The organism is Prevotella sp. E13-27 (genome assembly GCF_023217965.1).
GTDB lineage: Bacteria > Bacteroidota > Bacteroidia > Bacteroidales > Bacteroidaceae > Prevotella.
This window is the reverse complement of the sequence record NZ_JALPSC010000002.1, coordinates 1,159,042-1,183,628: the sequence shown is the minus strand read 5'-3', so window position 1 is coordinate 1,183,628 and position 24,587 is coordinate 1,159,042. Positions and strand designations below refer to the sequence as shown.

Annotated in this window: 1 protein-coding gene; it reads right to left on the bottom strand. The window is 46.8% G+C overall.

The window, feature by feature from the left end; all coding sequences use genetic code 11:
* Nucleotides 1–126: 126 nt before the first annotated feature.
* Nucleotides 127–24,585: a chitobiase/beta-hexosaminidase C-terminal domain-containing protein gene (locus M1L52_RS13950; protein WP_248615641.1), complete on the bottom strand. Its 24,459-nt coding sequence runs from the start codon at nt 24,583–24,585 to the stop codon at nt 127–129.
* Between the last annotated feature and the right edge of the window lie 2 nt (nt 24,586–24,587).

Sequence of the window (24,587 nt, the reverse complement as noted above, 5' to 3'; positions counted from 1 at the left end):
TAATATATAGGTACTACTACCTGTAGTTTATCGAATGCTTACAAAGAAAATGCCTACACTTAACAAAAATGGGGACTGACAGATTACTATTCTGCCAGCCCCCATTTAGTTTCATAGCCTTGGCGGTTACTCGGCGTTATCACCGATAATAACTTCGGCATTTTTCTTCACTATACCGGTATCGCCGCCACCGAAGACGTTACCAAAGATGGTGGCACCGTCGAGAATGCTGACACGCGTCCAGACTGCAGTACCGAACTCATCGGCATTCAGCGACGTGTTGCCGCGGCATGCACCGAAGACATCACCGCCGTAGTGAGAGCGGCTGTTGAGAACTGTACCTATCTGACTACTGATGTTGACAGTACACTGTGACTGCTTGCCCCAATTGGCTTTATTACCCTCACTCAGGTCTTTCTTATATGGGTCATATCCCTGTCCCAAATCAGGGGCACCGACAGAACCCAGCGAACCACCGCCATAGACATTACGGTGAACGATGCCGCCCAGGACATTTACCTCAGTGAAGCGTGACACAGAACCGGAAGAGCTGCTGTAGCCTGTTGTTGGAATCTTGTCAGCGTCAGGTGTACCATCCTTATACTGCAACGTAGAAGTGTACTGCGTGATACCCGAGCCGCCACCATAGACATTGCCGCGGTGGAGCCACTGTGGGTTCAGCGAGCCGTTGACGAGTTGCAGATTGCCCAAGATGGCCACGTTATCACTATTATACGGACGGCCAATCTCTCCACTTAAGACAGTCACCTTAGTATCGCGACGCACGTGACCGTCCTGACCACCGCCATAGACATTGGCGAAGATAGTAGGACCAACGAGCTGCCACTTGGCTGTATCACCAACTGCCACATCTTTGAAATCATTAGCAGTAATCAGTTCGCCTACGACATGACCCGTATAAGCCGTCTTACAGCGGTATCCACCGATAGTGACATCGGTCTCGTTAACATAGCCAGAGTAGAAGGCTGGGCTATAGAGGTAGCGGTTCTCGAGCAGATCTGCAGGAAGGTTTGGTGCAGCCTCACCGGCACTGCCACCGATGACATTACCGTAAGGCAACTCGTTCTTCATGCTGTTGGCAGGGTTGCTCTCGTCAATGTAGCCTACGTTACCGCTGATGACATTAACAGTTGTCTTACCACTATTCAGGAACTCCCATGCAGCATCACCATCGGCTGCACTTGACCACAAGTTGCCGGTGATCTTCTCGCCATAGCCGGCAGGATAGTAGTCGTCAGCACCGCCGGCGTAGCTTCCCTTACCTACAGAGGCCATGTTACCACCGCCATAGACGTTGCGTCCTACATAGCCGTCGTTCATGGTGACGTAGGTGTTGCCGAACACCTTACCAGCGATAAGACTGTAGATCTTGGCATCATAAGTGCCGCCACCGCCAATCTTGTTCAGACTCTGTGTATAGGTGCCCTTACCCTTACCGCCGCCGTAGAGCGAGTGGCCGATGAGACCCTTGTTCAGCGTTACATGGGTGTCGCCATACACATAGCCGTTCTCACCGCTGCCATGTACGGAGCCAGTGACGCAAGGTATGTCGTAGTCAGACTCTATAGCACTGTTCATCTCTGCCGTCTCAGGATAATCGATATTTACCACGGTTTCGTTAGCGTATGCAAAGTGTGCCATCTCATAACGGTCGCCAGCCTCACCACGGGCACTGCCATAGACGTCGCCGCCATCAACATTCAACGTACCGATGTGACCACCCGTCACATTGACCGTAGCCTTACCCGTCTGGGGAACAAAGTTAAACAGATATGGCCAGCTGAGGGCAAAACTCTTTGTTTCATCATAGTGAACGGCAGAGCCATATTGCTTTTCACCAGCGACAATCTTTGTAATAGTATCGCCTGCATTAATAATATTACCCAGCGATGCCATAGCACCGGCACCATAGACAGAGCGTCCTATGTGACCGCCCTTGATGTTGACCACGGTACTGCCGCCTACCATACCGGCTCTCGGGTTGTGATACTCCTTACCGCCAGCACCTTTATAGGTGTCAGTACCGCTACCGGCACCATAGACGTTACCACGATAAGCGCGGTATTCCGCATTGAGCGCGGTATTTTGTTCGGCAGTTCTTCCAGCATCACTGAAGTCCCACCATTCTTCATCCGCACCGGTAGCAGGATTCTTATCCGGAATACCGATGGTGCCGCTAAGCACATTCACGGTAGCATTCCGGTAGTTGTGACCATTCTCACCACCGCCATAGACAGAACCTTTGATAAGCGGTGTGGTTCTATTACCGTTTTCAGTACCGATGTTGACAACGGTTCCTCTAACCCAAGCAACCTTGTTATATGGATCCATGGGAGTGGGTGAGCCAGTCGGTGCTGCGATGTCACCGCGCGATGAGCCGAACACCATACCATTGTCACGTCCGCTGATACCAATCGTACCGCCAGTGATGGTGACAGTAGCTATACCGGTGTACTTGTCACCTTCTTCTGAACCTTTCGAACCCGTTGTACCACCTGGACCAACCGTCCAGTAAGGAACGCCTGCAGGTATGTTTCCTGGTGCCGTTCCTCCATCGGATGCTCCCGAAACGAAGAAGGAACCCACAGAGCCTAAGGCGCCACCGCCATAGACGTTATGATAGATATGACCGCCCTCGATGCGCACGTTGGTATTACCCTTTACCAGTCCGGCAATAGCAGCCTTCTCACTACCGCGGCCACCGCCATAGACGTTACCCATACGCCAGCTACCGAACATTACGTAGCCTGGATTTGGGTCACTCTTTGGCCGTACCTCGTTGCGTCCTATCGCAGTAGTTCCACTGATATTGACATTAGTGTTACCACCCACAGCACTCAACTCACCACCGCCAAAGACGCTGGCTTTCACGATAGCGTTTGTCAATGTGATCCTCGTACTGTCAGCAACATAAGCTCCCAGCGTATCAGCCTTTATAACAGGATCAGTCATCGCAACATCGTCTGTCGTACCTGTACCGCCGCCAAAGACGCTACCATAGGTGTATTTCACGTCTGAAGCACTATTGCCAAGAATCTCGGAACCGATGGTACCACCGGTGATGATAATTTCAGTACCAGCGACCACATTCTTTTCGTTCACAACAATAGGATTACCTTTACCATCAAGCACTTTGTGGTTGCCTTGCACGGCACCGTACTCACCACCACCATAGACATTACTCTTGATGGTACCACCAGTAATCGTCAGTTTGGTACTCTTGACATTACCCAACTTGAGCCAGTTGATGCCCTCTCTTGCCATTGAGATGACCTGACCATTCAGATTCTCACGACGTCCCATGCCTCCGGCATAAACGTTACCACCTCTTGTGTGGTGCAATTTGCCATCAGAGGTATCATAGGTAGTACTGGGCACATGATGATAAGTCTTCCAGGTTGTCCACTCACTACCATCCTCGCTCTCAGGTTTCCACTTGCTAATATCCGTCTCTGCAATACCAGCAGCCGCAATGTTGGTGGCATTAGGTATGATGTACTCATTATTGTTACCTATGGTACCGCCGCTGATGTTGATGGTGACGTGACCGTGAGTGGAGCCCTCTTGTAAATAGTCAGCTCCCGTCTCGTAGTCCTCGTCTCTGTCGTCAGGTATCAGCTTGCCATAGTTGGCATTGTCAGACGGCTCCAGATGGGTACCGATGGAACCCAGTCGGCCACCACCATAGATGGAGCCGAGCATGTTGCCGCCCTTGATGTTCATATCGACATTGCCGCACACCACGCCGGCAGTCAGCGCATCGCCTGCGAAGCCACGGCCACCGCCGAAGACGTTACCCTCGACGTAGCTGGTGCCCCATGTGCCGATGGTTGGCCCGGCAGCTGCAACGTAGCCTTCCTGTCCCTCGGTTCCCACTGCCGCCGTACCGATGTTCATCGTCACGTTGCCTAAGACGTGACCATCCTCACCGCCACCGAAGACGGAGCCGTAGATGATACCGCCAGAGACGTTTACGACAGCATGGCCTACGTTGGTGCTCATGTTGAAGTGTACACGCTGGTCGCCCTTACCGCCACCGAAGAGGTAGCAGGTTACGGGGTGGGCAGCTATCTGTGCCAGCGTACGAGGCACACCAAGCGTACCGCCCGTCATCGTGACGTGAGCAGTACCGGTGACATTTGTCAGCTCGTTACCGCCATATACGTTCGTCAGGATATGACCACCGCTGATGTTCACGTAGGTGTCGCCCTCTACCAGACCGGCAGACGGCAGCCACTCGTAAGTGCCATCGCCCTTTGCATAGGCAAAGTAACCAGAGCCACCACCAAAGACGTTGCCATAGAACGTATGACCGTCAGAACCAGTAGTGCTGGCAGCGCCATAAGTGTCCGTTTTATAATAACCATTGCCTGCATTTTCATCGTATGGCAACCATGGACTTCCATACGTCCATGCGGCACACTCAGGCATCAGTGCAGCCTTTGCTGTAATCTGCTCTGCCGTAGCCGTCGTCGGATTGATGAAATCGCTTTCAGCGTACGCTTCCGATGTACGAGAACCTTCATTAAATGCCTCTGACATGCCAGCACCAATACCAATCTGGCCACCCCAGATGTTCACATGGGTATTGTTGAGTACACGTCCGTTCTCAGAACCACCATAAACACCTCCGGCAATCAAAGGTGACTTGACGATATGATCAAGGGAATCGCCTTCAAATGACTCCTCATAGGTATTCTTGATGATGACCTCCGTTTCTTTGACGTAGGTTCTGAAGTCAATATCTGGATCAGTAGCAGGATTCGTCAACTCACCTCGACCAGCACCGAATACATAACCGAAGTCCTCAGGCATAGCCATTGCATTAGGTGTTGCTTTTGCTATCACATCGCTGCCATAACTATAGGTATATGGTCCTACACGTCCACCACTTACGGTGACAGTACACTTACCGGTATTGGCAGCAAAGGCGGATGGCTTACCGATACAGCCCTCGTGAGCTTTGGCGCCAGTATGCTTAGATGTCGAGGTAACAGTTCCCACATTGCCTTCCTTACCACCACCGTAGATACGGTCAGCTACATAGCCGTTGCACATTTCAACAATAGTATTACCGGTCACATCACCTAAGTTACCGCCACCATAGACACGACCAGTGATGTACGCTGCATTACGAGCAGGAGTGATTACCACTTCCTCACCTTCACCATTATGATGCTTACCAGTACCGATTTCAACGTACGTATTACCTTCAACATCAGCGTAGTTTCCACCACCGAAGATATTACCTATAGTACCAACAGGGAGAATACCCATGTGGCCATCAGTTCCAACTGCTTCTCCCTCACGACAACGCCACGTAACGGTAGTGCCACTAATACGTGTGTCTGTTTGGTCAGTAGTCAAATATGCTGGATATTGTTTTATATATTTAGCCAACAAGGTACCTTCCTCCATATTGACGTTGATATGTGGGCTACCGATTACACGAGCATGGTCTCCACCGCCATAGACATTGTTGATTCTCGTCGCTGAGATAATATTGACACGAGGATCCTTCCTGATAGGTGAAGCAGCCTTAGCTTCGTCAGACAATGCTTCCCATTCAGCCTTCGTACGTACAGTTTCATGAGTTGAACCTGAGTAGCCATATATAGAGTATTGTGCCACATCGCCACAAGCGTACAAATTATCTATAATAATTGGCTTACAACCTTCTTCATGTACATTGATGGTAATAGAACCAAGAATTCTACCAATTTTATTATTACCACCATACACATTACCAAACGTACCATTGGTAATTTCGAGTACTATGTCACTGTTCACGTCACCTTTTTCAGATCCACCGTAATAATTTGACATATAATCTACACATTCCATTTTGGTATGTATATCGCCATCTGTTTCAGCCTCATTACCACCTCCATACGTCTCGTCAATAAGCATAGGACATGAACCAGACTCCTCGTATGCAGAATTAACTGAATAACGAATATTTCCTCGTATGTTACTACCGCCATAGGCCTTGTGAATGCGACCACCAGTAATTACAAGATTTGTATAACCAGCACCATAAGAGTAGTTCGCTATACGTGCCTCCTTGGTTTTTGCATCCTTATAACCATCTGAACCATCATTTTCCACAGCCTGATAAGGGGTTGCTGACGATCCTTCGCCACCACTATGATGGTATGTTGCATAGTATCCCACGTTAGCACCTGGGTTCTCATACCACTTACCATCTAACTGGTAATTATCCCTACCATTACCACCACCGAATGCCTCATGGATTTCGTAGGCCTCATTTATTCTAACATCAGTAGCTGGTGCAGAAGCAGCATTACCACCACCATATACCTGTCTGATACTTGTGAGGTCACAACCATCGATGATGACTTTGGCATATTCCTCCGTATCATTCAACGGAGTTTCTGGTGTAGGATCTGTAGGCTCGTACTTTGCCAAATCACCACCGCCATAGACAGCTACGACATCATATTTCGCATTTCGTACGACATTCTCCATACCCTGCAAGGCTTCCGCTTTTTCCTCTGCAGTAGAAGTGCCACTATCAAGAATCGCCTTATAAGAAGCTATTTCCGATGCTATATTCAACATACTTGATGAAGCGAAGTATTCCAATTCTGCACGTAAGACAACATCCTTCATATTTTGAAGTGCAGTTTGCTTTGCTTCTTTTGTGCTTCCTGAATTACTGAGGACACTCGTGTAAGAAGTCACATTCAGGCTATAACTTGTTGCCAGCGTAACGAGTCCATCATAATTGTCTATTGAATAACCATCAATATTATTGAACTTCACATACTTACCGCCATCAGGAACAATCTTTGCCTTGCCTTTGTGCTGCGTAGCATAAACGTGTACTAAGGCATGTCCCTTCGGTGTACCGTTCAAGTCGTTACAACCGAATATCCTTTCAACCATACATCCAGAATCGTCTTTATCCTTGCCTTCATTCAGCTTCACCGTAGTGTTGCCACCGATGTTGGCAGCAATGGTCGATGTACCCTGACCGCCACCATAAGCATTGTGAGCAATCGTACCGCCCTGCAGGTGTACCTCAGTATCTTTCCAAACGAGACCACCTTTGGCACCACCATAGACGTTGCCGGCAATGCTACCACCGTTAATGTTCACCTTAGTCCACAGAACGGTAGCAAAGTTCTCTTCAGACTCACCTTCTGCGAAATCGTTACCACGGCTGGCACCATAGACACAGCCGCCGTACTTATGAGTTTCATAAGGTGTAGCTTGTCCGATAGTACCACCATTGATGTTGACAACGCACTTTGACCATGTAGAAGCAGCATAGTCCTTCTCCGAATCCAGTTTTGGAGGACCGACAGATGACAAGGCTCCGCCACCATATACATTATTATATATAGTACCACCATTGATATCAACGGTTGTGTTGCGGGTCACAGAACCGGAAGCCATACCATGCTTTCCAGAAGTCCACTGACCCAAACCAGAACCAGAGCCATAAACATTACCACGATGATAACGCTGGTAATTGCCAGCATCAGTATCATCAAAGTCACTATATGGTTGACCGATGGTGCCATCGTTTATTATGACGTGAGCACTGTTACGCACGTGTCCGTCACGACCACCACCAAAGACTTGGCTATAGATGGTTGGAGCACTACCTGCCTTCCAATTTTCATTTGAACCACCGAATATTGTTGTAAAGTCAGCATCTGACAGGAAGTCGCCAGGCTTGTACGTATTACCAGCAGCCTCACATTTTTTAATGCAGACATGACCGCCACCAATAATTACCTCGGCTTTGTTGACGTAACCGAGATAGAAGTCAGGTACATACTTATAGAGTGTCGTAAGTTTTGCAACATCTGCGACATTCTGTGCTGCACGGCCACGGCTACCGCCAAAAATCATACCTGTAGGTGTAGCATCGGTAGTGCCATACACGCTACCAGATGTACCATTCGCTGTACCTACTGAACCACCAGCTATGACAACAGTAGCTTTACCGCTATTCAAGAAGTGCCAAGCATTGTCACGCTGGGCGGCGGTATAACCATCGCCCACAGTGGCACTGGTCCACAAGTTACCTGTGAGTGTCTCACCGTAACCGGCAGGATAGTAGTCATCATTACCACCAGCATAGTTACCCTTACCAACGGAGGCAAGGTTACCACCACCATAGACATGACCATTAACCTGACCGCCACTCATGCTTACCGAAGTGTTACCATAAACCTTACCAGCTGTCCAACTATGAATATTGTCTGGGCTTCCCTTACGACTGCCAGTGCTTAGATCTAACAACGTTGTATTATAGGTGCCATTACCTTCACCGCCGCCATAGACGCTCAGGCCTATTAAGCCTCCTGTAATTCTTACTTTAGCATCTTCATAGACGTGACCATCCTGACCGCCGCCATAGACAGCACCAAGAATCTGATTGGATGCATCTGAAGAGGTATAATTGATATTCACCTCTGTCTCACGAACATTGGCAGCCATGGCCTCTGTATAGCGCTGATCGTCAATATTGGTTTCCGCAACTCCATCAAAGTCAACTTCTCCCTTACTACCTCCAAAGACATTGCCAGTACCGTCACCAGTCGCAGTACCGATGAGCCCACCAGTGATAGTTACTGTTGCCTTACCGCCAAGCTCACCACCGCCAACTGCAGAAGCATCTTTCGGAGCTGCAGAGTGATAGTTGAACTTATATGGCCAACTCAAACCGAAGCCGTTCAACAGATTATCGTGCTTTGGCATATTGGTAAATTTTCCGTCTTTATCGCTTACGAAGTCTATGAGACCTACAGAAGCGAAGTTACCACCACCATATACATTCTTTTTAATAGAGCCACCGGAGATATTAACGAATGTATCACCTGACACACAGCCAGTCCATATCAATGGAGTGAAAGTATAGTAAGTATCCGCATAACCAGCAACTTCTATAGTCTGTTTATCTTGTTCACCACTACCATATCCACCGCCAAAGACGTTACCATGGATGGTACCACCTTCAACATTCACAGTAGCACGATTACGTACGACACCATACTCACTACCGCCATAGACGCTGTTGTAGATAGTGCCATCGCTAATGGTAACGTTTGTCAGTTTAGCCACAGCCAATTTAGGCCATACCGAATTACGTGTACCATCAAGCAATGTGATACGTCCCATAGAACCACCAAAGACATTACCGCTTACAGAGTGAGTTGTTCCTACCTCGGTTGTTCCGTTACCAATAGTACCACCACTGATAGTAATAGCGATATGACCAAATTCCTCAGTGTCCGTATCATCAGATATCAGACCATATTTAGGATTAGGATTACCTTCTCCATCAGTAACATCTTCCAGCTTCGTTCCCACAGAAGCCAAACGACCACCACCATAGATAGAGCCCAACATCGTACCGTTAGAAATATTCATTGTCACATTTCCTACAACAGCACCAGCAGTCAGAGCTTCACCACTGAAACCACGACCACCGCCGAAGACGTTACCATCTACGTAAGAAATACCCCTTGTACCAATCTTAACATCATTGCCAGTATATGGTGTAGAACCAATAGTCACATTACCTATATTCATTGTAACATCACCCAGCACGTGACCATCCTCACCGCCACCGAAGACTGAGCCGTAGATGCGGGCAGTACCAGTAACGTTTACTTCTGTTTCACTTACATTCGTCCACTTATTGAAGAAAATACGTTGGTCACCCTTACCGGCACCGAAGAGATAACAGGTTACTGGGTGAGCAGCTATCTGTGCTTCTGTACGAGGCACACCAAGCGTACCGCCCGTCATATTGATGGTACACTTACCCTTGCCTGATACAACCTTCAAATCTTCTCCTGAACCGACATCAGTCAACTCGTTACCGCCATAGACAGAAGTCAGGATGTGACCGCCAGTGATATTTACTTCAGTATTACCACCTACGTAACCAGCCTTACGATGCCACTTACCTGGCTTATAAGGATCCTTACCTGAGCCGCCGCCAAATACGTTACCGTAGAAGGTGTGACCATCGGAAGCCTCAGCCTCAGGCCGGCCCTCATCAGCAGACGACCCATCTGGATACTTACCACTCGAATTTGCATATTTATCGTATGGAGCATGAGGGCTAGCATACGGCCAGCTTGGGCACTCCAAATCAGACGTTGGAGTATAGTTCGCCCCCCAGACTCCATCAGGAAGTGGATTCACTTTACTGCGACCAATCTGTCCACCAGCGATATTAACCACTGTACCATCGAAGACAGAGCCATTCATACTACCGCCATAGACAGAACCCATTACGAAAGCGTCACCACCAATGGTAACAATGGAATTGTTGGTGACACCTAATGTTTCCACATATTTCAGGTAATCACCCTCTTTACTTTCGTCGGCATAACTTTCCCAAGTATATTTGCCGCCATTCATATAATAACGCCCTGGTTCACCAGTGACATCGTATGGGAGAGCGCCCTTACCTGCACCGAAGACATTTCCATCGAAGGTAGGCATCGCCATCGGTGCCTCAGGGCCTATCTTAGCATGACCTTGGATAGTGACAGTACTTTGTCCACCACACTTCAAACCCCAAGGCATACCTATTTCTACATTATGCGCAGTAGCATCTGCTGATGTTGTGGCAATCCAGTAACGTCCTAATGAAGCCAGCTTACCAGCACCATAGACACTCTGTTTTACCCAACTATCACCCTGGACGGTGACTGTACTGTTGCCACGTACCAAGCCTGAGTAACCATGTGTAGCAACGCCCTGACCGGCACCAAACACCTCACCTTCAATAACAGGTGATGCAGTTTCTCCAGTTCCGTTACCGATTCCGATGGTTACCTTTGTATTTCTCTCTACACGGCCTATCTCACCACCGCCATAGACATTACCCGTACCCTCTACGAGTTTTCCTGCCTCAAGCGTTCCCACAGTACCATGACCTATGGTAACAGTCGTACCACCCTCTTTTAGAGTATATGTTGCAGATTCATCTTCGCCTGTAACTGTTGCTCCGTCGTCAACAATTCCCACCATGGCTTTCTCGCACGTGAAGGAGTTGGCAATACCCTTACCGCCACCATAGACATTACCGGCAATGGTAACCTTATCAGAACCTTCTGCAACAGCTTCGTAAGTGCCTGGCGTAGCACTCTCCTTAGCACAGATATTCACATAGGTATTGCCAGTGACATCCGCTTCTCTACCACCGCCATACACGCTACCCGTGATATTGACACCGAGATGGGATGTTGCATCTGTTATACTATCGTATTTAATTGTTGCTGTGATATTCTTACCATCTTCAACATCCAACGGGTTGTTCTCTACATCAAGGATCTTACCATTAGCATCACGTGCCATGATTTCCACATGATCAGATACCCCAATGTTTACTGTGGTCTTTCCATTGACCAAGCCCAAATTACCGCCACCATACACATTGCCGATAGTACCGATAGCATTATTAATAGTACATGCGATGACGCCATCAGACGGAGCACTCTTGCCAGAAATATTAGGTATATAGCTGAACTCCTGTGGAATCGTCACGTCCTGGCCTGCCTTACAACCTTTTATCATGTTGATGTTCACCTCAGTGTCGGCATTGGCCTCTGCCATATAACTACCTCCATATATATTATCTATACGGGTAGCAGATTTAACGTTTACAGTAATTTTACCATGTGTTCCTATTGGAACCTCATCACCTTTATCGTTCGTTTTGGTACCTGGATAAGGTGCTTCATTACCACCACCTACGAGGTTCTGGATGATGATAGGTTTACAACCATTCGTCTCTTCAATATCCACGATGATATTACCTTCGATACCACCACGTGCATCGTTACCGCCATACACATTCTTTAGGACACCACTGGTAATGGTCAGATGCACATCACCGTGGACATGGGCATTATAGGAACCACCATGGACATAGTCTATCGCATTTTCTGAACAGGCTGCTAGGACAATGTTTACAGAACTTACATCACCCTTGTTGCCCGCTCCATAAAGTCTGGTAATGTGCAATGGACAGTCACTATCTTGTTTGGTTACGGCATTCGTATTACCACAACTACCCTTGGCATCACCGCCACCGAAGACCTGACCGATTTTACCGCCTTTACAGACGATTGAAGCCAAACCGATGACGATGGCACCTTGGTTCTCACGCCAAGTGCCGTCGTCCAACTTGATGGGCTTGTCACCATTACCACCGCCAAAGGCATAACCGATATCGTATGCACCGTTAATCAGCACATCTGTTTCAGGCACAACGGCAGAGTTACCACCGCCATAGACCTTCTCAATGCTGGTTTCATTACAACCATCGATAATCACATGACTCTTCTTGCCGTCAGCAGGCAGGTAATCAGCCTGGTTACCACCGCCATAAACAGACTGTATATCATAAGAATATTTTCTGTCAGGAGAACCGTGACCTGGAAGGATGTTGTCGTCTTTATCCAACTGTCGGGTGGAATAGACATGAACCGTTATGTTACCCGTAGGCGTACCATTGTGGTTGTTACCACCAAAGACACGACCAGATACTGGCACAGGTGTCGGATAAGGGGTTCCTCCGATGGTAGCCGTCTCCATCTGTTGGATGAAGGCTACACCCTTTGTCTCGTCTTCAACACCCTGATTAACCGTTACGGTAACATCACCATAGACGTTAGCCGCCTTAGTTGAATTACCCAAACCTCCACCATAGGCATTACCAATAAGTCCACCTGTCAGGCTGACCGTTGTAGTATAATAACTTGTACCATCTACAGGAGGAGTCACAACCCAAGAACCTTTAACCATCTTCTTATAGTAAGTCGTTGAGCCATCAGCTGTAGCAGTACTGTTTGTTATTCTGGTATAAACGTCTCCCGACTTCGTATAATATCCAGCCACAGGTGCACCAGAAAGTTTTTCGTAATAGACGATACCTTCTTGAGCTGTACCGGTAGCCGCTACGTAAGTTGACGTATCACTATCGTATGTATAGAGTCCTGTGACAGAAGCGCCGATAGCCATTTCCTTTACTCTGTAGGTTTCTGTGGCAAGGCCAGCAACTGCAACATACGATGGAGTACCATCATCACCTGTCCAGTTATCCGTATTGGTATTTGCCAAGGCGCCACCGCCATAGACATCTTCATGAACGACACCACCGCTGACAGAGACAGCAACATCTCCCTTGACGGAGCCTAACTGTCCGCCACCGAAAGCACTACGCCAGATAGTACCACCGCTGATGTTCAACGCGGTGCTACCTGCAGTGGCATAGCCAGCTTCCATATCATTATTACCACGAGAAGCAGCATAGACATAACCACCCGGCATGCCTGTATAACCGATTTCAGTATTGCCACTGATGTTTACAGTTGTTCCACCAGTTACAGAACCCATAGCTCCACCGCCATAGACGTTTCGAACCACATGACCACCATCGATGGTTACCGTAGCATTACCGCCAACGATACCAGCCTTTGAGTTGTAAGCATCCAGAGTACTATCATCGTCAGAGTCATACTTATCCGTACCACAACCACCGCCATAGACATTGCCGCGATAAGCATAAGCCGCACCACCGTCAATGCTGGTATCGGTAATACCTATCTTACCGCTATGGATGGTTACAGCGGCATTACGGTAGGTATGTCCGTTCTCACCACTACCATAGAGCGAACCGTTGACCTGAGGATCAGGAGTCTCTTCGTCGTTATCACCTATGGTTACATTAGTATCATATACCCATGCCAACTTGTCGTGGATAGAACCAGTAACTCCCACATCACCTCGTGAGGCACCGAAGATCATACCATTCTCATGACCGTCAGTACCAATGGTACCACCCAGAATGTTAATAGTAGCGACACCACCAGAGGTGTAGCCGGTAATGACGTTAGAAGCATCATAGGTATAGGTACCTACCGAACCGTAGGCACCACCACCATATACATTATGGAGAACATTACCGCCATTGACAGTAATGGTAGTGTTACCCTTAACGATACCGGCTTCCTTGACAGCTTGAGCTTCAGTCATCTCACTGGTGCTCATTGTACCGAAACCACCGCCATAGATATTGCCATAAGTAGCGCCACCCTCACCTTCAGTTCCTATGATACCGCTGTTGACAACGATATTGGTATTGCCATTCACACCTGCCAATGAGCCACCGCCATAGACAGACTCCAGAATAGTAACCGTATGACCTTCTACATTGTCACCAATCGTTACTTGTGGATTGCCTGTAACTGTTGCCGTCAGACCGAGACCACCGCCAAAGACATTTTCTGTGACTGTACCATTGATAACGTTTACTGCAGGATAATTCTGGCTCTCACTCGGGGTATAGGCAGCCTGGTTACCACCGCCATAGACACTATGGTTAACAGTACCGCCATTGATATTGACCGTTACTGTATTCTTTGGAGTACCCAGTACATTGTTACAGCCAAATACGTTGTTAACAACAGTATTGGTCGTGCTACCCTTTTCCAATGTCACAGTGACAGGACCATAGACGTCTGCTGCGTGATCAGTCTCTGTTCCTTCGTTATCTTCACCGAGGCCACCACCGTAAATGTTACCTTTACCACTTGGAGTCTCTGTATCTTGTATAGTACCGCCATAGAAGTTTACCTGAGTGGTTGGAGAACCATCAATAATTGAACTTCCATCGGTAGTATTCACCTTACCCTTGGCACTACCGCCATAGACATCACCAGTGATTATTGCATAACCCTCGTAACCGTAAGTCGTAGTCTCATCAACAGTAGTTTCTGTCTTTTTACCAATGTTCACGACAACATTGCCAGTAACATGGGTCGTCTCACCATAGCCACCGCCATAGATATCGCCACCAATGTTGATGCCCTGGTTCTGACTAACCGTACCGATATTCATCGTAACGTTGCCATCTACGTCGGCTGCATTACCACCGCCATAGATACCGGCAGTAATTGTAGTATCAGCATCCGTTGTCGTCTTGAGATAGTCGGTACCATTGATGATTCTGATACCTATCTTTTCTGCATCCTCACCTGTGGAAGGTATTTTGCTAACCGTTGCCGTACCGATATCAATGGTAACATTGCCTTTCACTGGAGCAGCATTGCCACCGCCAAAGACTTGACCTATCTTGCCGATGTACACACCTTCACCATAGGTCTGCATTTCTCCGTCAACAATACCCTGAATGGTGTTGATCCAGACGTGGGTGTTACCAACCACATTGGCAGTAGCACCAAAGCCGCCACCAAAGACCTTACCGATAGAAGTACAAGAATATACATTCACCGAAATAGCATCAGCATCAGCTGCAACATGTGGATCGCCTGCCGGAGTATTGGGTGTCCATTTTCCATCATTATCACTATCATTACAACCCCAGATAGAGTAGGGGGCATTGAAACCGCCACCATAGAGCTCGCCGATAATCAAAGGCTTACATCCATCCTCATAAGCATTTACCTCGATAGAGCCATTGATGCTACCACCCCAGTTGTTACCACCAAAGACACGTCCGAACTTACCGCTGGAAACTGTCAGGGAGACATTACCGTTGATAGTAGCATTCTTGGCACCACCGAACACCTGAGAAACGAAATCTTCAGGCATACAGTCCAGCTTGATGATGACATCGCCATCCATTGGAGCCAACTGACCGGCACCATAGATTTCCTTGATCTTCAATGCACAATGAGTATTAGATTCTTTTCTCTCCAACGATGTTCCACCACGCACGTTACCCTTGGTATTACTACCACCATATACGTAACGAACCTGACCACCTATCAACTTCGTTTTTGCGACACCAGTACCATAGATACCGTTTGAATTGTTGGCCGCATACGCAACTTTATCAATGACACCCACATCAGCTCCTGGGTTGTCAGCGCCAGCACCATTACCACCACCAAACAGATAACCAATGATGTATGCACTATGGATCGTAATAGAGTCTGCTGGCACGGCAGCAGCATTACCACCGCCATAGACATATTCAATACTGGTCTTATCACAACCTTCAATCAGAACTTCAGCAAAGGCCTGTTTCTTGTCAGCGTCAGAACCAGTAGCCTTTGTCGGGTTATAGTCTGCCTTATTACCACCGCCATAGACGGCTTCCACATCGTATGTGGTACGAGCGTCGAGTGCTGTTTCGCTATTATTCTTATAATCGTTATTACCATCGAAGTTATTTGTCTGCTTCACATGCACCTTCACATGGCCCTTTGGCGTACCGTTCAGGTTGTTACAGCCAAAGATCTGATGCACCTTCGCACCATCAAGAAGCACATTTACGTCGCCACCAACGAATGATTCAACAGCTGTTACAGGAGCAATATATCCTTCTTGCCCTTCTGTGCCTACAGCTGCTGCTGCCTTACGACCCAGGCCGCCACCGAATACATAACCATTAATCGTACCGGCATAGAGGTTTACATTCGTAGTCGCGCTGGTATTGAAATCCGCATTACTCGTAGCACTTGTATGACCCAATGCGGAACCGCCATAGACGTTACCGTAGATATTGACATCACCAGTATGGGTGGAATTACCTACATTCACCAATACACTACCATTCACCAGTGTAGGAATACCTTTACCGCCACCGAAGACAACATCTTTACTCGTATCTTCGGAATCTCCTATCATTCCGCCAAGCAATGTCACCTCGGCATTTGCCTTCAGCACACCATTCACGTTGGCACCGCCATAGACTGCTTCACTGACCTTGACTTTGCTATTGTCACTGTTTTCAATAACAACAGTCGTATTACCAAAATTCTGGGCAGTGATGTCCTTTGTATCATCCTCCTCATCATCAAGTCCCAAACCACCACCGAAGACATTATTAACGGTACCGGCATAGACATTGACCGTTGTCGTCTTTTCAGGAGTTACCGATAATACATCACCTTCTCCCTTCGTTGCATTCACAGCACCGAGGGCACTACCGCCATAGATATTACGTGCTGTACCAGTACCAGTATAGGCAGGAGTAGGATCAGTGGATTTTGCTCCTATAGTTACGTTCACGTCACCCGTTACCGTCGTTGATGCACCCTTACCACCACCGAAGATATCCTGGCTAATCTTACCATGAGACAGCGTTACATTTGTATTACCCTCTACGTCGGCTGTATTACCACCACCATAGACATTATAGGTATTAATACCTTCCGTCTTTTGTCCTGAGGCATTAATAGTCACCTGGGTGTTACCTATCACCTTAGAAGCATCACCACCACCAAACACACCGGCATGGTCTATGACCTCACCTTCTTCGTCATAGATATTACCTTGCACCAAGGTGTTTCCTTCAATATTCAAGGTGACATTACCAGTTACAGCACCGAGGTTCACCAACGGGTTCCATGTATAACAATACCACTTGCCGTCTTTCTTGTAAGCAGGATCCTTCTTACGATTTGCCTCTGACATTCCATTCAAGTCATTGGTCCATTCGTAAACAATAACCTTTCCATCATCCTTTATATACTCAATACTACCATCGGTAATCGTACCAGCGAAGTCCATAGATGGGAACGTCTTATTGTTCTTATCATGAACGCTAAATTTTGGAATGGCAGCCGAGAAACCACCACCAAAAGCATTGCCGACAATGGTTGTATTGGTCAGTGTAGATCTCACATTACCCGTCACACTGGCCAAGTTACCACCACCATAGAAGTTGGTATTAACAGTACAATTGGTTAGGTTACTCGTCACATCACCTGTGGTTGTAATACCAAACTGTATCCAATGAATGAAACTGCGTTGGGTAATTTGGTCAGTAACACCATTAGAATGGTTGAACACTTCAAACTCATATTCGGCATGGTAACCTCTGTTTACTTTTGAGTCATCGTAAGTAGTTTTCAGCGGATTGAAATTCCCCCAACCATATTGGCCATCCCAGCTACTTATATTACTGGAGTTCTGGTCACCATCTTTAATTAATTCCCTATAATAACTGTTACCACCATTACCAGCACCATAGAACACGCCAAAGGTTGTACCTGTAGCATTGGTCGTAACCGTCTTACCAGGCATATTACCCACCTTCGGACCACCGCAGTATTTTGTTACGCGGCTATAGTCTATGGTCACATCAATATTACCGCCTATAGGATTGGAACCATTAATACCGCCACCATAGAATTCGTTAATCAGCGAGTGATTAATCTGGAATGTGACACCACCGGCCACCTTGTCATAGCCAGCACCTGCCATAGTGCCAAACTTACCACCATTGGTATAGCAATGCGGTGCACCCTGATTTTGAGGGGCAGCAATGTCTGGACGATAAATACCTGAAAGATAAAACTCCGGATACTCACCACCGATAGCATTTACAGCGCAAAAATAAGCTTTTGGAGAAGTATTCGTACTTGGATGGGCACCAGGGGCGAAACGGTGAACCCATGCTTTTCCACCTAAAAGGAAATAGAGGGTACGATTGGAGTCATGGTATCTGAAATTGAACATTTCATACTCACCGCCATTGATAATCATAGGAGATTTATCTTCTATACGCTTATCTGTGTAGCTTTGAAATCCATCATATTCAAACTGTGTGGTACGTAAGAATGCAGTCTCTGTCACCTCAAAATGACCTTGAGGTACAAAGATACCGATAGCATAAGCTTTTTTATCATGTCTGACTGCCAGACCGAGTTCTACAATCGGCAAGAAGTCGAAACGAATAGGTTGAATACCTTGACGGGGAGTTTGATGTCTGAACTGCCACTCCAGACAATAGTCAGGTTCGCAGTCGAAGTCAAAGTCAGCACTCATAAAGGTAAACGGATGCCATTTGCTATCTAAATTATATCCAATATCATTACTACCATTCTTTACCTGATGATTACCAATCAATACGATGGCCTGATCATAGACAGTAGGACAAGCAGTGGATTCTTTAAGTGCTTTGATGGCATTTTGTAAGTCGTTATATACCGTTTGCCCCTGGAATGTGTTAGGCATTGTTCCAGCGGGAGCAAACGCAACATCAGACTTATAACCTGCTGATGTAAGACTCACTCGGTCAATACTGTGACCACGATTTGCCAGATAGACAGCATCACCCCAGTAAGCTTCGATGTTAATGGCTGTGACACCTACAGGTACATAGTAGTAACCGCCCTGGGCAAAGACGCGACCACTGGTGGCATAAAGATCCTTACTGGTACAGTTGCGGTCTGCAAAGTTATATCCCGTTTCCCAGTTTTTCGTAAAGGTTCCAGATGTTCCTCCAGTGACAGAAGTAATCTTCCAACCCGTCACCACCTTGTCGGTGTAGTTGTTAGCGTATTTCGCTGCATGTGTTGCACCATTCGGATTACCAAACACCTTGTTGTAATAAGGCAACTGAATCTTATAGTAGCCATAGTCGCAGTTCAGCGTATCCATGTCAGTGATAGTTATGTTGCGAGAAGTACTACCACTGTAGTTTGTACCTGCATCAATGTTAACTGTCAATGTACCGTAGCTCTTACCTTCCCATTCGTTAGCTCCGCTACGTTGTTCCTTGGCTTTTGTTTCGGGATTGATTCTGTATTCTGTATCCAGATTGATGACAGAAGGATAGTACCCCCACTTCTTCAAGATAGGATAAGGGGCAATACTTGGATCAAGTACCCACTTGGCCATCAGTGCATGGTCATCATCTGTCTGATTACTATACGCTTTATCTGTTATCCAGTAGGTAACAAGGTTCTTATTGCTGTTCAGAACACTGCGATAATACTCAAAACGCGTCAGGTTCTTTTCCTCAGCAGGCCATGAACGGTTGTAGTTGCTAATACTATTATAACTGTCGTCGAAGGTGGCACCTTTGCGGAAATAGTTGTAGGGATTCACACCCTTGTTATTGCTTTCGTCATTCTCAATCGTTGCACCGCCATAGACAGGGTATTTCGTTGAGCCACCGGTGATTTCACCATAGAACATACAGTTCATCACCATAGGCACTGTATCCACATTGACTTGAGTAATCTTCGTTTCACCAATATAACCCACAATACCACCAACTGTTGTTCCACCAGTTATCGTAGCATAGCTGAAGCAGTTGATCACACGGGCATTGAATTTCAGCTCACCCGCAATACTGCCGCAGTAACCTGTAGTACTACTAATTTCTGATGTCTCATCTTTAAATGTTGGGTATTTGGGCAGGATACCGCAGTTATAGATACGTGTCTTGCCGTCTGCCGTACCGCAGATGGCACCTGTAGAGCCTGTACCGGAAATCCGCACATCTTTCAATATAATATTCTTGATAGTAGCATCCTTGGCATAACCCAATAAAGGCGCAGAGAACGTACCCATTGTGCGAAGCTTACCATCAATGGTTCCTATAAAAGGATTATCTGCTGTACCGACGGAAGAACTACAGCTAAAGTTTTCCTTCAAGATATAAGAGCCACCCATAGCTTTTATCTCAGATGAGCTGCTAATCATAGTAGGTACCACTTCGATAGTCAGATGTTGGGAGCTGCTACCTGCATCAACAAAGTGTGAGGAACCAGAGAAAGTGTTTACGACATGATCATGGTCGAAACGGGGCATCAGAATCATGTTGCCACTGCCATCATCCACCACCATAAACGTGGCGTTAGTGATGTGTACATTGTTCTGGTCAAGACTCGCAACATGCAGACGTTCAGATTGCTCCTCTACACTCAATTTGCTCGTTGAGCCCGTCCATGTACTGCCGACAGTCGGACTTGACGTGTTAGCAGTGAGGTAACGAGTATCACTCCCAACATTCTGAATCTGTACGTTATAGGGGTCAAAGCCGTTAGACCATGTGGAAACCCAGCCTTCTCTCGTACTGTCACAATAATCTGCTTCCGTATTATCTTTACTTTTTGCTTCAGACTCTGCATCTGTTTCACCGGCATAGAGATAACTCATCTCTCGGTCGATGTTGAAGTTGGGGCGCAGTTTCCACTTCATGTTATCAGTAATAGTCTCAGGTAGTGAGGATACTGTTCCTAATGTAGTACCAGTACCTGCGTACGTGGCATAGTCATTTCCATACTTCACCAGATAATCAGAAGCTGATGTCCCTTCATAAGTATCAGCACCTGCATATTTGCTGGCATATTCGGTCTTTACATCATAGGTAACATACCAGTCACGCTCTTTACCACTTACCAGAGCTTGCGTCTCGTAGTCTGGGAGGTTGGGTGGTGTTGAAGGATTTGTAATATCTGCACTGCCTAACTCGTCTGAAGTGTATTCCGATCCATCCGATTTCGTAGCATAGTCAGATACTTTGAACTTATGATAGCCAGGTATCTTGCTACCAGTCTTCCAATAGTGATAGCGCTCCACCATCGGACTGCTGAACTTGTGAAGATTGGCATAAGCCTGTGCACGTTTTGTCTGCTGCTCTGCATTCAGTTCTTTAGGATTACCTGTAGGCAACGGCAAACGAACAATCTCCCATCCGTGCTGGTCAAGCAGAATGAGCATAGGTTTGATCTCTGTCGGCTCGAAGATAAAGTTCTCACCCATCTCAATAGTCTGGAACCAATGGTATTCCTTCTCAAAGACCTTATTGTTTTGAGAGGTTGGTGACAATGTATTGATAGGACGTGCATTGGCCCATACCTGATAGCGGTGTAGGTCAATACCCTTACCGGTAAAATCAGTGTTGTTGACTGGTGGCTCATAATTTTTTGTACCCTTCTTACTCACTGTTTCATAGGTCTTCCAATACTGCTCAAAGTTGTGAACTGTTTGTCGAGTGCCATACACCCCATTTGTAGGAGCACCGTCAATCCCTTTAGTAGTCACTAACTTCATGCCCGCTGACGTACCCAGAATCATGTATTCCGTCGCATCGCTGTTGTCGGCAGGAGCACTGTCAGCCGCAGATGGATTCATCACTTTTGGATTATTGTTAGTGACACCAGTCACAATGTGAGTGGTCTCAGGACTTCCATAACTGACCGCATACGTCTTCAGATAAGAGTGGAAATTGCGTGTGTTGTCGTCGTCTATCTTATAGCTCGTCTGTGTCTGGTACGAGGATATCTTCACATGGTAAGGGTCAAGTTGATCTTTAGAAGCAGGACTGTTGGCCGGCTCTATATACCACAGCCAACGGGTACGCGTGCTGGCACCTTTTTCCAGGTCCTCATTCCACTTATCTGTTCCATAGACATAGAGCTGAGCATCACCATTGCTATAAGGATAGACAGCTCTGCGCTTAGTAGGCATCACGCCGTCTTTACCATCCTCCTGATAGAATTTGTACGCTTCAGTATCAGGAGTCAGGAATCTCAGCATATAAGTCAGATTATTCGGCTTCAATTCTGCCGACAAACCGAGACTATTACGACCATCCAGATCCAGTTTCGAATGATCGACATCGTAAGTCACGTAAATGGTATTATTACTCGTTACTTGTGTAACACTCGTGATTTCTGTTGGGGTAGACTCTCCTGATTTTAAGACATACGGCACATCAGGATTTCCGTCATTGTTGGCGTCTACAAATGCATTGGCATTCCAGTAATGATAGCTCGCTACCGGGCTACGCCAAGCAGTGGGCAGTCCGAAGCCATCATCATCCACATAAGCAATATTTGCCTGTATAACCTCACCCTTCCTGTCTATCAGCGTATAGGATCGTTGAAGAACAACGGTATTGATGGTAACTTCGACTTCACGGATATTTTCGCCATCAAGATACCACAGTGTTAGGTTGGTGTGGGTAGCATCTACTGAGGTCGTATTCTTGATGATGAACGTTTTGACGGTTCCGTTATAGCCAAATGCTGCAGATTGGTAGGTCAATTTACTACTCGTAGCACCATTTTGTACTGTCACGGCGTATGGGTCACCGCCGGTAAAATACCACACGTGGTTCACTTCGTTTGATTCCGAAGCTCCATCGGTTTTCAGTGTACCACCTTCGTCATAGAGGTAGGTACTGCCATACTTGATATTAAACGGACGGGCACCTTGCAGGCGTGGTGTCTTTTCCCCTAGATGATCTGTGTCGTAGGTCACATAAATATTCGCATTCCCCTGTGGTGTTTGATGAATCACATTATAACCACTCAAGGTCTCCTGTGTAACAGCATCACCTATCCCTTCGCTACCTGCAAATGAACGGAAGTACACATTCTCTCCATTCAAATACTCACTTCTGATTTCTGCGGGAATATTATTATAGTCGCTTAGCGGTGTACCCTCTGCCTGCTTCTTCGCCTTGATGGCGGCCACCTTGTACGACCTATTTACAATCTTATAGGTATAGGTAGCCAAAGGCAGCTCTGCCACTTGAGAAATGACACCGCTAGCATCAACAACAATGGCCTTGATAGCCGTTCCTTCTGCTGAGGCGATATCACTGGCAGAAATGGAGCTACTGTATGATGAACTTGATGTTGTTGGGGTATTGCCGTCAAGTGTATAATAAATGGAACCTGTTGCGGAAATCGTTACAGAGCCATTAGCATTCACCGTGAATGTCGGCTTTGCAGGACCCACTTCCTGAGAAGCAACTTCTGACAGTACTACGCCATGCTGTTCAATGACCACTTTCAAGGTCCCGGATGTTGTAACGGTATAGCTGCCACCTTCCAAAATGGGACTATCTGCCGTAGGATCATCCTGTGTCCCGTCACCAAAGGTATAGCGATAATGATATCCACTCGGTAACCAAGTATTGGTATTAGTTACTGTAACAGTAGGATAACCAGCAGTGTTGATGCTGATGGTAGAAGCTGCGATAGGGGCCGACTCAAAGCGCCATTTGGAACCGCCATCGGTTGCAACGTTATACACGCCCACCAGACCAGCTTGGTATATTTTTTTACCATTCTCTATTCCTGAATACGAATCCCTGTTGCCATTTGCAGGATTCCAGTACCATCCAGGACGACTTTGGGGTTCAATTAGGTAGATATAGTTGTTTTCGCTACCAGAACGGCTTATTGTGAACTTAAAGTTCTCATTAGTGCTCAGACTGTATGTCCCATCGTCTGGGGTCTGCAAGTGCATGGTCTTTCGCTTACCATTGTTTCCTTCAGTCGCATCATTATTCTTATTTGGGTCATTGGGCAATGGTACCTCATAAATTACATACTTGCCTGTGGCAGCATGAATGACATGATAAAAATTACCAGTTTTCTTAACTATCCAGAGAGAGTTGTTGTCGGGTACGGTCATACCCTCTGGAACAGCGGCTTTATCCTTATTGTTCTGGTAAGTTGTCAGAAACGGCTTATTAGAATCACCTTGGGTAGTATTATGATTGGGAGAATAATAAGCATCCATATATTTAGCTTTTTCCTGCGGGTTACCTGCAGGAACAAGATACCATCTTATAGCATCAGTTGCATTGCTGTAAGCAGTTGTTTCAGTACTACCGCTATTAGCTCCTCCACTATTATCATTAACTATATAATAGATTCCCGAACAGTCAGTCTGCGCCCACGCACTGGTTACCCCGACAGTCAGCAGTACCGTTAGGAATAGTATATTCTTAACGTATGAATAGATGTCTGTAAACTTACCGTTAACATTCATAATTCGTGTCATAT

Coding starts and splice junctions, on each gene's coding strand:
- M1L52_RS13950 (WP_248615641.1), bottom strand. CDS start 24,585: ATGACACGAATTATGAATGTTAACGGTAAGTTTACAGACATCTATTCA.